The sequence below is a fragment of the Ureibacillus terrenus genome, assembly GCF_006569205.1.
Lineage (GTDB): Bacteria > Bacillota > Bacilli > Bacillales_A > Planococcaceae > Ureibacillus > Ureibacillus terrenus.
Window position 1 is genome coordinate 181748 of record NZ_VIGD01000002.1, and the last position, 11527, is coordinate 193274.

Below are 11527 nucleotides of genomic sequence, written 5' to 3' on the forward strand. Positions count from 1 at the left end.
GAGAACACAGTTCTCTAAAAATGGACTCGTTAAATCGAACAAAGGGGTGGAATTTGTGATGTCAAAAATCAGTGATGTGATTGTAGTAGGCGGCGGTATTGGGGGATTGGCCGCTGCTTTGGCCGCAAATGATGCGGGGAAATCTGTCGCCGTGTTTGAACAGGCGCCGGAATTCGGGGAAGTCGGGGCAGGTCTGCAATTGGCCCCAAACGCGCTGGAAGTGTTGGATCGGTTCGGAGTAAAAGAAGAAATATTGAAATACGCAGTATTGCCAAAACGATTGGTGCTGAAAGATATCTATTCAGCAAAAGAAGTGGCTTCTCTTGATCTGGGAGAAGGATTCCAAAAAGAATTCGGCCAGCCATACATCGTCATGCACCGTTCCGATTTGCACCGCGTATTGCTGGAGGCATGCCAGAAACGCGGCAACATTAAATTTTTCACAAATTCAAGAATTAAAACCGCGGAGCAGGAAAACGGTTCGGTTACAATCATCACGGAGAAGGGCGACAGATATTCGGCGGATGCCGTCATCGGTGCGGATGGCGTAAAATCCAATCTCCGGAAATTGTTTGTGGACGATGAGCCGGTGAATTCCGAGTATGTGGCATACCGCGGAACGATTCCGATTGAAGAAGTAAAAGACCACGTAACATTGGACGATGTGATCATGTGGATCGGTCCTAATCTCCACTTGGTGCAATATCCGATCCGCCGCGGAGAACTTTTCAATCTGGTAGTCGTTTTCAAATCTTACGATACATCCAAGGAAGACTGGGGAACGCCGGAAGAATTGTTCCGCCGCTTCGAAGGGGCGCATCCGGACGCGCAATATTTATTGAAATTCATCAACCGTCAATTCAAATGGCAAATGTATGACCGGGAACCGATCGACACTTGGTCAAAAGGCAATATCACATTGCTGGGCGATGCGGCCCATGCGATGCTGCAATATCTTGCGCAAGGCGGTGTACAAGCGCTTGAAGATGCCTGGTGCTTAAGGGAAAAACTGATCGAATGCGATACGTATGAAGAAGCTTTCAAAGAATATGAAAAAATCCGCGCTCCAAGGGCGGGAATGGTTCAACGGAGCGCCCGCAGATGGGGAGAAATCATCCATGCGGAAGATGAAGTGCTAAAAATGGTGCGGGATGCATTGTTTGAAAGACATAAACCGACGGATTACCATGTGGTGGACTTCCTGTACGGCATCTTTAAGAAGGAGAAAGAAGTTTCCGGCGTCAATTAATCTATGAAAACAAAAATAAGAAATGAAAAATGCGTTAGTCGCACTGCGCTAACGCATTTTTTCGCACTTTATTCCCGGTAGCCGTATATTCTGGACATTTCTTTGCAGATGTCGATGACTTTCTGGATCGTTTCATCTTGCGGATCGGTCGGGATGTTTTCGGTGAATCCGATGACGGCGACGGCAGCGATGATTTCATTTTGATAGTTTAAAATCGGCACGCCAAAGGAAGAAACATGGTTGACAAGCGGTTCTTTGGCAAAGGCCACATGGGAGCGGCGGATTTCCTCCAGCTCCTTCTGAAACTGCTCTGTTGAAAAATTCGGAATCTTTTCTTGTTCCTGTTTGATCCATTGGGCCACTTCCCTGCTGTTTGCGTAGGCGGCAAACACCTTTCCTGCCGACGACATGAGCGGCAATTTTGTGCCGATTTGGGCTCCTATGTTGATGCCGTAATTGGTATTCCAAATGTTTGTGATGACCGGGCAATCGTTCAGCCAGACGGAAAGGGAAGTGGACATTTGGGTAATGTTGCTGATTTCTTTAAAATACGGCGACAATTTGTTTATCATATCATGATTTCTCATGGCCGCGTTCCCGTATTCCAGGAGTTTGTAGCCAAGGGAATAGGAACCTTGGCGATCGCGGTACAACAGGTCGAGCTGTGTCAATGTATTTAAATATTTATAAAGATTGCTTTTTGAAATTCCCGTCTTTTGCTGAAGTTCCGTAAATTTGACCGGAACATCGCTTTGCGCTACGACATCAAGGATTTTGATTCCCTGGCTCAGTGAACCGATCGTTGAAGAAGATTTTGTCATAGAGATATTCCTTTCTGATATAAGATGAAACATTTGCATATTTCCGATTAATAGTTTAATATATTGTGCTAAGAATTATCAACATAATGAATTTTATTCTCTATTTTGATAAAAAGGGGAGTAGGGTATGACTGTTCACGTTTTAGATGACAAAATCACGTCTTTCAAAAACAGCATCGATCGAATCGTTGATGTGCTGCAAAACACCGATGAAGAAAAATTGTATATTCAGCCTTCGGAAAAAGAGTGGTCTGCTATGCAAATTGTATCACATGTACTGGAAGCGGTGGATTTCTGGGTGGCAGATCTGGAAGCTTTACTAATTGTACCAGGGGCGAAATGGGGGCGCAATCATGAGCACGTCCGCCGTTTGGCAGCGGTGAGCGACACGGTTGTATCGCAATTGAAAAGGGAAGAAGCGATTGAAAAACTGAAAAAACTTGTTCCGAAAGTAGAGCAGGCTTTATCCAAAGTGAAGGAAGAGGATTTGGAAAAAACGGCGCCGAGCTACAACCCGAATTTTGATGGCAAACCGCTGTCTTTTCTGATCGACCACTTGATTGTCGGGCATGTGGAAAGCCATTATGGACAACTTGTCCGTCACCTTGAAAAAGTGAAATAAAGGAACAAGAAAAAGATCGTTTCGATGGCGGAACGATCTTTTTTTGGCGCAATTTCGAAGCTTCCTTCCATGAAAAATTTGTTATGATAGTTATTGCACGAATGGAAATTGAAGGTGATAGGATTTGGCGAAAAAGAAAGCGGCAAAGACGAATGCCATCCGGTTGTTGGAGCAGCGGAATATGCCATTTCAGGCCATCGCTTACGAGACGGAAGGGGCCATCGACGGCGTATCGGTTGCCAAGAAAATCGGGCATCCCGCGGATCATGTTTACAAAACCCTAGTCACGACGGCGGGGGCCGGGAAAACGTATGTGTTTGTCATTCCGGTGGAGAAGGAGCTGGATTTGAAGGCAGCCGCCAGAGCCGCGGGGGAAAAGAAAGTGGAGATGCTTCCATTGAAAGATTTGTTTGCGGCAACGGGGTATGTGCGCGGCGGGTGTTCGCCGGTCGGCATGAAGAAGCAGTTTCCGACGTTCATTGATGAATCGGCAAAAGATTTGGATTATATAATCGTTAGCGGCGGCAAAATTGGCATCCAGATTCGATTGGCCCCGGCGGATTTGGCAGAGGCGGCCAATGCGGAGTTTGCGCCTGTCGCGAAATGAACGGTTTGTTGTCCGGTATCTGCTGCGGTTTAACACCGGAATGTGTCTCTTTTCGACGGAAGTTACCGTTGTCCGGCGTTTCCGGGATAAAGGAAGGCCGATGCCGGCCCGATTTTTTGGGGTGAAAGAAGAGAAGGAGGAACGGCAGAAGAGGTTTTGCTGTTTGACACTCGCATTTGATATGGATGGAAAGAAGGCGTATCGGAGATGAGAAGAATATATGCTTGGCGGTGGGGCTTTTATCTGGCCGGGTTATGCATCATGTCATTGGGGATCACGATGGTGATCAAGGGGGAAAAAATTGGAGTCAATGCATGGGACGTGTTACATATTGCGTTATATAAAACCATCGGCTTGTCGATTGGTTCATGGGTGATTATTACGGGACTTGTCATCGTGGCTTTTACTTCCCTGATGTACAAAAGTTTTCCGAAAATCGGCACTTGGTTGAACATGCTGCTGACGGGGGGGTTCATCGACTTTTTTTATTGGCTGTTGCCCGATGCGGATACTTTTCTCTTTCAGCTCCTGTATTTTCTGGCAGGCATTTTTGTTTTAAGCTTCGGCACGGGCATGTATATATCCCCGAACCTGGGATCCGGCCCGAGAGACGGGCTGATGATGTGGATCGTGGAAAAACTGGGCGGAAGCATCAAAGTGGCGCGGATATCCATCGAATTGACCGTTGCCTTGATCGGCTGGCTGTTAGGCGGGCCTTTTGGCGTGGGGACGATTCTGATTGCGGTGGGATCCGGCTATATTGTGCAATTTGCCTTGCCGTATTGCCAAAAGTTATTGCTGAAATGCATCGGCGAAGAGGCGCTGGAAGGGGAAAAGCCATTTATTCCGGTGATAGGAAGAGAGACGGATTAAAACAAGCGCAAATGGAAAGAGCCTTCCATTTGCGCTTGTTTATTTGAGAAGTGTTTGCCGATACGGCGCATGAAATTAATAGATATTTTAATCGATGCATAAGTATGTTGATGACAAACACGGCTCATGAAATTTGATGCAGCGTACCTGGATGTCCGCTTCTTCATGAAGGCCTGTTGCGGATATAACTAAGCGGATTCCGCAAATCCGCAGACCATCTTATGCCTACACTTTTTTTCCGACAATCACCAAATCCCGCTTGATGCCATCCAGTTTTGCCACTTCCGGCAAGAGCCCCCATTTTTCAAATCCGAAATCAAAAAACAGACGAAGGCTCGGTTCATTATGTGCAAAGATGAAGCCCAGAAGCGTTTCGATTCCCAATTTCGGGCATTCCCCGATGACCTTGCCCAAAATCTTCTTGCCAAGTCCTTTTCCCCGGAAGTTTTCATGGAGGTAAATGCTGATTTCCGCGGTTGCATCATAGGCTGGCCGGCCGTAGAAGGATTGGAGGCTTACCCAGCCGCAAATGGTTCCGTCATATTCGGCCACCCATAAAGGCCTTTTTTCCGGAGTGTGTTCATGAAACCAGTCCAACCGGTCTTCCACCGTGACCGGTTCGGTATCCGCAGTGACCATTCTGCTTGGAATGGTTGAATTGTAGATTTCCACAATGGTCGGCAAATCTCCAAGGATTGCAATCCGAAAAACGATATCGTTTGTCATCTTAACCATCCTTTTAAATTCATATGTACAGAATTGATGAATTCATACTACCACTCTTTTGTTCCAGTATAAAATAAAAAATGCTCCGAAAGGGCTTGTTTATTTTAGGAACCATTGCAAGGGGGCGGCTGCCGTTTAATGTCGCAGAAATCATGAAATATTCGATGAAGAATCCGAAGCTTGCGTCATATATTGTTTCGAGGACCCAATCAGGAGGTGCAACATTGGCAAAAGCTTTGGATTCTTTTTTGGAAGAAAACTTGCAGCAACTCAAAAGCCAAGGATTGTATAACGAGATTGATGTCATCGAAGGGGCGAATGGCCCTGTCATCGAAATCGACGGGAGACGGTTGATCAATTTATCTTCCAACAATTATTTGGGATTGGCAACGAACGGGCAATTGAAGGAAGCGGCCAAATGCGCCATTGACCGGTACGGGGTAGGAGCGGGGGCGGTCCGCACCATCAACGGGACCCTCGATCTGCATCAAAAGCTGGAAGAAAAAATTGCGGAGTTTAAAGGCACGGAAGCGGCCATCAGCTACCAGTCCGGATTCAACTGCAATATGGCCGCCATTTCCGCGGTGATGGATAAGGACGACTGCATATTGTCGGACCAGCTGAACCACGCTTCCATCATCGACGGTTGCCGATTATCAAAAGCGAAAATCGTCGCATATGCCCATTCCGATATGGATGACTTGCGCAGAAAGGCAAAAGAAACGGCGGAGTCGGGGCGCTACCGGAAAATCATGGTCATTACCGATGGCGTGTTTTCCATGGACGGGGATTTGGCGAAGCTGCCGGAGATTGTGGAAATTGCAAGGGAATTTGATTTGATCACTTATGTGGATGATGCCCACGGTTCAGGGGTCACCGGCAATGGAAGGGGGACGGTAAAGCATTTCGGGCTGGAAAAAGACATCGATTTTCAGATTGGAACATTGTCGAAAGCGATCGGCGTTGTCGGCGGGTATGTGGCAGGGAAGAAGAAGTTGATCGACTGGCTGAAAGTGCGTTCACGTCCGTTTTTATTTTCAACGGCCGTACCTCCCGGGGACGTGGCGGCGACCATTGCGGCGATTGATTTGTTGATGCGGTCGGAAGAATTGACAAGGAGATTGTGGGAAAACGGAAATTACTTCAAAGAAGGGCTGAAAAAGCTCGGGTTTGTTACCGGCAATTCGGAAACACCGATTACCCCGTGCATCATCGGGGATGAAAAATTGACCCAGCAGTTTTCCAAGAGGCTTATCGAAGAAGGCGTTTATGCGAAAGCGATTGTCTATCCGACCGTGCCAAAAGGGACAGGGCGCGTCCGCAACATGCCGACCGCCGGCCATACAAAAGAAATGCTGGATGAGGCCCTTGCCGTTTATGAAAAAGTAGGGCGGGAGCTCGGAGTTATTTAATGTTCTGTTTCAGGTGCCAGGCACTTCAAAAGAAAGGATGATCCATTGAAAGGTTCGATTACGAAGTTTTTTGGGCAGGCGTTGACGGGGCAAGGGTTGAAGGATCTTTATCAGGAAATCGCGAAAGAGGCGGAGGAAGTCTATTTTTTAAAGGGAATTTTCGGTTTCAACGCTTCCAATTTATTGAAGGAAATCGGCTATTTTTATGTGAACAGGGGTTTCGATATCGAATTTTTCTACGATCCCCTTTTTGAAAATACCGTCCAGGCGACTTTCGTAAAAGGCATCGGCATCTTGTTTCTCCAAAGTTCCAAACCTTCCATTGAACCGACGCGACTTGGCACCCGCGATCATGTCATTTCCTTCTATGACTGTTTAGATAAGGGGATTCTGAAAAAACATGGCCAACGTCTAAAACAGCTTTCGGAAGAAGCGGAAGAATGGCATCATCAATTGTTTGATGCGCTCCGTTCCGCCATCGAAATCCATGACGAGTGGGAAAGGCAGACACGGAAACATATGGACTGGAAAGCGCTGGAGGAACATCAGGAGGAGCTTCTTGACCAGATTTTTGACGGCATGCTGCTCAATAAAACAGGGACGCTGACCCATCGTTTATTTGGAACGCTGACACCGGTTGGGGCAAGAGATTTTCTGCAAAATATCACCCGCAATTTGGAAAGAAGGTATTTTATTAAAGGATTGCCGGGCACTGGAAAATCGACCATGCTGAAAAAATTGGCGCAGGAGGCATTGAAAAGGGGATTTGATGTACAACAGGTGTGGTGCGGCCTGGATGCCAGATCCATCGATATGGTCATTTTGCCGGAGCTGAAGTTTTGCATTTTCGACAGCACAGCCCCCCATGAATATTTCCCAGCGGAAGGAAGGGTGGGGGATCAGATTGTTGACATTGCCAAACATTGTCCATTAACGAAAGAGACGGAAGAGAAGATTCAAGAAATCGAAAAAGAGTACAGGGGAGCGATTCTCCATGCAACCAACTACGCCAAGCTGTATGCGGAAGCGGAAAAAGAGATCCGCGGGATTGTCGACCTGGCAACGGATGTTTCCAAATGGAAAAAGCAATCGGCCCGTTTGTTTGGAAAGTGATGAATCACCGAATTGATGCAATAAACTGAATCTTATTGAAACCGTTTATAAATGGAAAAACCGGACGCTTTTTTGCGCCCGGTTTTTCCTTATAACAGGGGGGAGTCTTGTATATTAAAGCGGACACAGCGCTAACTGTAGACCGCTTCAATACCTAGCGAGTGCAATATCTCCGCTTTCATGCGGGCAAGGGTTTCGCTGCCGCGGTTTCTTGGCCGCGGTTCATCAATGCGGAATTCCCGCTCCACCTGCCCGGGCTTTCCGGATAACACGAGGATCCGGTCGCACAAGTATAAAGCTTCATCGATATCATGAGTGACAATCACCGCCGTCAGCTGCTGCGATTTCCAAATTTTCAGCACCAGATCCTGGAGCTGCATTTTGGTAAACGCATCGAGCGCGCTGAAAGGTTCATCGAGAAGGAGCAGGCCGGGATTGGTCACAAGGGCTCTTGCAATCGACACCCGCTGTGCCATTCCGCCGGATAATTGTTTGACATATAAATTTTCCGCATGCTCCAGTCCCACTTCTTTCAACAGCTCCCGTGCGGCGGCGATGTTTTCTTTTTTATTCCTATTCAGGCCAAATTGAACATTTTCAAGCACTGTCAGCCATGGGAAAAGCCGGGGTTCCTGAAAGACGACCCCGATTTCTTCGTGGGGCCCCTGAATTTTTTCTCCGTTGATGAGGATGTCCCCGCTATATCCTTGATCGAGGCCGGTAATGGCTTTCAAAATCGTGCTTTTCCCCGAACCGCTTTTTCCGAGCAGCCCGATGATTTCCCCCTTTTCCACGGAAAAGGAGACATTCCGCACACCGTTTTCGCCCCCGAAAATGCGGGTGAGCCGATTGATGGTCAGCATATTTACCCTCCTATCGCGCTTGTATCCCGCCAAGCCAATACTTTATTTTCAATGATTTTCACGAACCAGTCCGTCAACTTTCCGACAATCGCGAACAATAGGATGCTGGCAATGATGATGTCGGGGGAGGAGGAGTTTTGGCCGATCACCAATAGATACCCCAATCCTTCGCTCGCCCCCATCAATTCAGCGGCAACGACGAACATCCATCCCAATCCGAGCCCGCTCCGGAGCCCGGTGAAAAAGGAAGGGAGGCTCGCCGGGAAGATGATGCGTTTGACCAATTGGAAATGGCTCAAGCGATATACTTTCCCGACTTCGATCAATTTGCGGTCCACGTTCAAAATGCCGCTGACGATGTTCAAATACACAGGGAAGAAGACCCCGACAGCGATTAAGCTGATTTTGGACGCTTCCCCGATGCCCATCCATAAGATGAAGAGGGGCACCCAGGCCAGGGAAGGAATCGATTTGAACGCCTGGATGATCGGGTCGAAGATTTTTTCGGCTTTGCTGTAAAATCCGACAACAGAACCTAGTAGTACCGCGGCCAGCGTGCCGATGAAGAAGCCGATGCCGACCCGGTAAAACGTGATGCCGACATGGGACCATAAAGAACCGTCCTGCACAAGGCGCACAATCCGTTCAATGACATTCTTTGGTGAAGGGAGCTGGTAGGACGGAATGAATCCTGTTTCCGTTGCGGCCGTCCAGACGGCAAGCAGCAGGACAGGCAAGATAAAGCCGAGCAATATGTTCGGATTTCTTTTCTTTTTCCCGGTTTTTTTCGTTTCAAACGAAAGAGGGATTGTTTGGGGTATTTCGGTCGCTTTTTTGCTCAAATCCGGTAAACCTCCTTATTTACTTGCTTTTTCGGCAAAAGATGGGTCGATCAATTCATCAATATGTTTTGTTAAATCCGCTTTCTGATCGATGACGCCCGCTTTTTGCAAGATGTCTCCTGCCGCATGAAGGGCTTCTTTTTGTTCATCGGATGGGATGTATACATCAAATTTTGTGCGGTCCAATTGCTTTTTCGCTACGTCCAAATCAATTTGGGCCTCTTTTGCGATGATTTCCGCCGTTTCTTCCGGATGTTCAAGAATCCATGCGCGGGCTTTTTCATACAATCGGATCACTTTTTCCACCGCTTCCGGATGTTTTTCCGCAAACTCTTTCCGGACATTCAGGAAGTTGTACGTATTGAAATCGATGTTCCGATAGAAAATTTTTGCGCCGCCTTTCAATTCGGCCGTCGCCATGATCGGATCAAGGCCTGCCCAGGCATCCACATCGCCTTTTAATAAAGCCTGGTAGCCGTCCTGGTGCTGCAAGTTGACGAATTGAATATCCTTTTCGGACAAACCGGCTTCATTCAATGCCCGAAGCAGGAAGATGTATGGATCCGTGCCGTAAGTGGCCGCGACTTTCTTTCCTTTCAAATCTTCCACCTTTTGGATGGAAGGATCTTTTGTAAGGAGAGCCGTCCATTCGGGAGTGGAAGCGATATAGATGTTTTTGATCGGCACATCTTTCGTTTTGGTAATCAATGTCGCCGCTCCGGCCGCGGACCCGAAATCGATGCTGTTGGAAGTCAGGAATTCCAACGCTTTGTTGCTTCCCTGGCTTAATGTCCATTCCACTTTGACGCCGTCTTTTCCAAACTCTTCTTCCGCCCAGCCGTGGTGCTTCAATATGAGACTGGCAGGAGAATAATAGGCGTAATCCAAACGGATGGTTTTCAATTCTTCATCATTATTGCCGGAAGCGCCGTTTGATGAGCATCCTTGCAGAATGAAAGTGAAGGTAAGTAATAAGGTTAGCACTATGGCAATGTTCTTTTTCAACGTAAACACTCCTTTTAAATGGTTTGCAATACTGCTTTTTTCAATGCCTGATCCAAGTCTTCCTTGATATCTTCAAAGTCTTCGATTCCGCAGGAGAGGCGGATCATTTCTTCCGTAACCCCGGTTTTTGCCAGATCCTCTTTCGACAACTGTTGGTGGGTTGTCGTCGCCGGATGGATGATCAAGGATTTGGCGTCGCCGACATTGGCGAGGTGGGACCAGAGCTTTGTTTCATCCAGCACTTTTGCGGCCGTTTCCCGGTCGCCTTTTACGCCGAAAACGACGATGCCTCCAAAACCGTTTTGAAAATACTTTTTGGCATTTTCATAAGAATCGTGGCTTGGTAGACCCGGATAGCGGACCCATTCCACCGCTTCATGCCGCTCCAAATATTGTGCGAGTTTCAGAGCATTTTCAGAGTGGCGCTGCATGCGGAGGTGCAACGTTTCTAGGCCGAGCAGCAAAAGGAAAGCGTTGAAAGGGGATAAAGAGGCTCCGTAGTCCCTTAAAAGCTGTGCTCTCACTTTTGCTGCAAAGGCTTCGCGTCCGAATTTTTCGTAGAAGCGCACGCCGTGGTAAGTCGGATCGGGCTCCGTAAATTCAGGGAAGCGTCCGGAGTCCCAAGGGAAGTTTCCGCTGTCGATGATGACGCCGGCGATGGCCGTTCCGTGTCCGCCAATCCACTTTGTAGCGCTATGGATGACGATGTCCGCCCCCCATTCAATCGGCTTTGTAATATAAGGCGTCGTGAAGGTGCTGTCGATGACGAGCGGTATGCCGTGAGCATGCGCCACTTTGGCGGTTCCTTCGATATCCAGGACATGCAGGCTGGGGTTTCCGATCGTTTCCGCAAAAATCGCCTTTGTTCTATCTGTAATTTTTTCTTCAAATTGCTTCGGATCGGTGCCGGGCACAAAAATGACGTTTACACCGGCCCTTCTCAAAGTGGCATCCAACAGGTTGTATGTACCGCCATATATATTGGAGGAAGCGATGATTTCATCGCCGGGTTTTGCCAACGTCAATAAAGCCAACGTGATGGCCGCCTGGCCGGAAGAAGTCGCGACGGCGCTTACTCCACCCTCGAGGGCGGCCATCCGTTTCTCGAAAACATCCACCGTCGGATTGCTCATCCGGGAATAGATGTGTCCTTCTGCTTCCAGGGCAAAGAGTTTGCTGGCATGTTCGGCGCTATTAAAAACATAGGAAGTTGTCTGATATATAGGAACAGCTCTCGAGCCGTAGTCGCTGTCCGGGGTATGCCCGTGATGGACGGCGAGGGTGTCAAATCGTAATTCGGTCATTGGAAATGTCTCCCCTTCGAGTGAATTTTTTGAACATTTTGTTATCGAACATGATAAATCATATTAACCCAATGTGTCAACTATGTTTTG

Annotated in this window: 12 protein-coding genes; 6 read left to right on the forward strand and 6 right to left on the reverse strand. The window is 47.9% G+C overall.

Annotated elements, in window-relative coordinates:
• Positions 1–58: 58 nt before the first annotated feature.
• Positions 59–1249: an FAD-dependent monooxygenase gene (locus FKZ59_RS02905; protein ID WP_141601233.1), complete on the forward strand. Its 1191-nt coding sequence runs from the start codon at positions 59–61 to the stop codon at positions 1247–1249.
• 68 nt (positions 1250–1317) lie between these two features.
• On the opposite strand, the gene FKZ59_RS02910 is transcribed toward FKZ59_RS02905, so the two are convergent.
• Positions 1318–2070 (reverse strand): IclR family transcriptional regulator, encoded by a 753-nt coding sequence (locus FKZ59_RS02910; RefSeq protein ID WP_141601234.1) that lies wholly within the window; start codon positions 2068–2070, stop codon positions 1318–1320.
• 127 nt (positions 2071–2197) lie between these two features.
• Between FKZ59_RS02910 and FKZ59_RS02915 the strand changes: the two genes are divergently transcribed.
• The 3 genes from FKZ59_RS02915 (at position 2198) to FKZ59_RS02925 (ending at position 4172) form a co-directional block, all read left to right on the forward strand.
• The gene (locus FKZ59_RS02915; RefSeq protein ID WP_141601235.1) at positions 2198–2692 is read left to right on the forward strand and encodes a DinB family protein; all 495 of its coding nucleotides are present in this window, start codon (positions 2198–2200) and stop codon (positions 2690–2692) included.
• A 124-nt stretch (positions 2693–2816) separates the two neighbouring features.
• Positions 2817–3299 carry a Cys-tRNA(Pro) deacylase gene (gene ybaK, locus FKZ59_RS02920; RefSeq protein WP_141601236.1) on the forward strand — a complete coding sequence of 161 codons (483 nt, stop codon included), beginning with the start codon at positions 2817–2819 and terminating at the stop codon, positions 3297–3299.
• Between the two features lie 207 nt (positions 3300–3506).
• Positions 3507–4172, forward strand: a complete 666-nt coding sequence (locus tag FKZ59_RS02925) for a YczE/YyaS/YitT family protein (RefSeq protein WP_141601237.1) — start codon at positions 3507–3509, stop codon at positions 4170–4172.
• Positions 4173–4397: 225 nt separating this feature from the next.
• Here FKZ59_RS02925 and FKZ59_RS02930 read toward each other — a convergent pair whose 3' ends face one another.
• On the reverse strand, positions 4398–4898 hold the full coding sequence (locus FKZ59_RS02930; RefSeq protein WP_141601238.1) for a GNAT family N-acetyltransferase: 501 nt from the start codon (positions 4896–4898) through the stop codon (positions 4398–4400).
• Between the two features lie 224 nt (positions 4899–5122).
• Between FKZ59_RS02930 and FKZ59_RS02935 the strand changes: the two genes are divergently transcribed.
• Together FKZ59_RS02935 and FKZ59_RS02940 are read left to right on the forward strand one after the other, a co-directional pair.
• A complete protein-coding gene (locus FKZ59_RS02935) occupies positions 5123–6310 on the forward strand; it encodes a glycine C-acetyltransferase (protein WP_141601239.1) in 1188 nt (395 codons plus the stop codon).
• 45 nt (positions 6311–6355) lie between these two features.
• Positions 6356–7423, forward strand: a complete 1068-nt coding sequence (locus FKZ59_RS02940) for a nucleotide kinase (protein ID WP_141601240.1) — start codon at positions 6356–6358, stop codon at positions 7421–7423.
• Positions 7424–7554: 131 nt separating this feature from the next.
• On the opposite strand, the gene FKZ59_RS02945 is transcribed toward FKZ59_RS02940, so the two are convergent.
• From FKZ59_RS02945 to FKZ59_RS02960, 4 genes are read right to left on the reverse strand one after another with little or no spacing between them, the layout of a single operon-like run.
• The gene (locus tag FKZ59_RS02945; RefSeq protein ID WP_141601241.1) at positions 7555–8286 is read right to left on the reverse strand and encodes an ABC transporter ATP-binding protein; all 732 of its coding nucleotides are present in this window, start codon (positions 8284–8286) and stop codon (positions 7555–7557) included.
• A 2-nt stretch (positions 8287–8288) separates the two neighbouring features.
• A complete protein-coding gene (locus FKZ59_RS02950; protein ID WP_408057425.1) occupies positions 8289–9128 on the reverse strand; it encodes an ABC transporter permease in 840 nt (279 codons plus the stop codon).
• Between the two features lie 15 nt (positions 9129–9143).
• Positions 9144–10142 (reverse strand): aliphatic sulfonate ABC transporter substrate-binding protein, encoded by a 999-nt coding sequence (locus FKZ59_RS02955; RefSeq protein ID WP_328216034.1) that lies wholly within the window; start codon positions 10140–10142, stop codon positions 9144–9146.
• Positions 10143–10147: 5 nt separating this feature from the next.
• The gene (locus FKZ59_RS02960; protein ID WP_141601243.1) at positions 10148–11437 is read right to left on the reverse strand and encodes an O-acetylhomoserine aminocarboxypropyltransferase/cysteine synthase family protein; all 1290 of its coding nucleotides are present in this window, start codon (positions 11435–11437) and stop codon (positions 10148–10150) included.
• Positions 11438–11527 lie beyond the last annotated feature (90 nt).

Bases quoted from the DNA above. Each gene is read 5' to 3' on its own strand.
- FKZ59_RS02905 (WP_141601233.1), top strand. From the start codon at position 59: ATGTCAAAAATCAGTGATGTGATTGTAGTAGGCGGCGGTATTGGGGGA.
- FKZ59_RS02915 (WP_141601235.1), top strand. From the start codon at position 2,198: ATGACTGTTCACGTTTTAGATGACAAAATCACGTCTTTCAAAAACAGC.
- FKZ59_RS02925 (WP_141601237.1), top strand. From the start codon at position 3,507: ATGAGAAGAATATATGCTTGGCGGTGGGGCTTTTATCTGGCCGGGTTA.
- FKZ59_RS02960 (WP_141601243.1), bottom strand. From the start codon at position 11,437: ATGACCGAATTACGATTTGACACCCTCGCCGTCCATCACGGGCATACC.
- FKZ59_RS02930 (WP_141601238.1), bottom strand. From the start codon at position 4,898: ATGACAAACGATATCGTTTTTCGGATTGCAATCCTTGGAGATTTGCCG.
- FKZ59_RS02910 (WP_141601234.1), bottom strand. From the start codon at position 2,070: ATGACAAAATCTTCTTCAACGATCGGTTCACTGAGCCAGGGAATCAAA.
- FKZ59_RS02945 (WP_141601241.1), bottom strand. From the start codon at position 8,286: ATGCTGACCATCAATCGGCTCACCCGCATTTTCGGGGGCGAAAACGGT.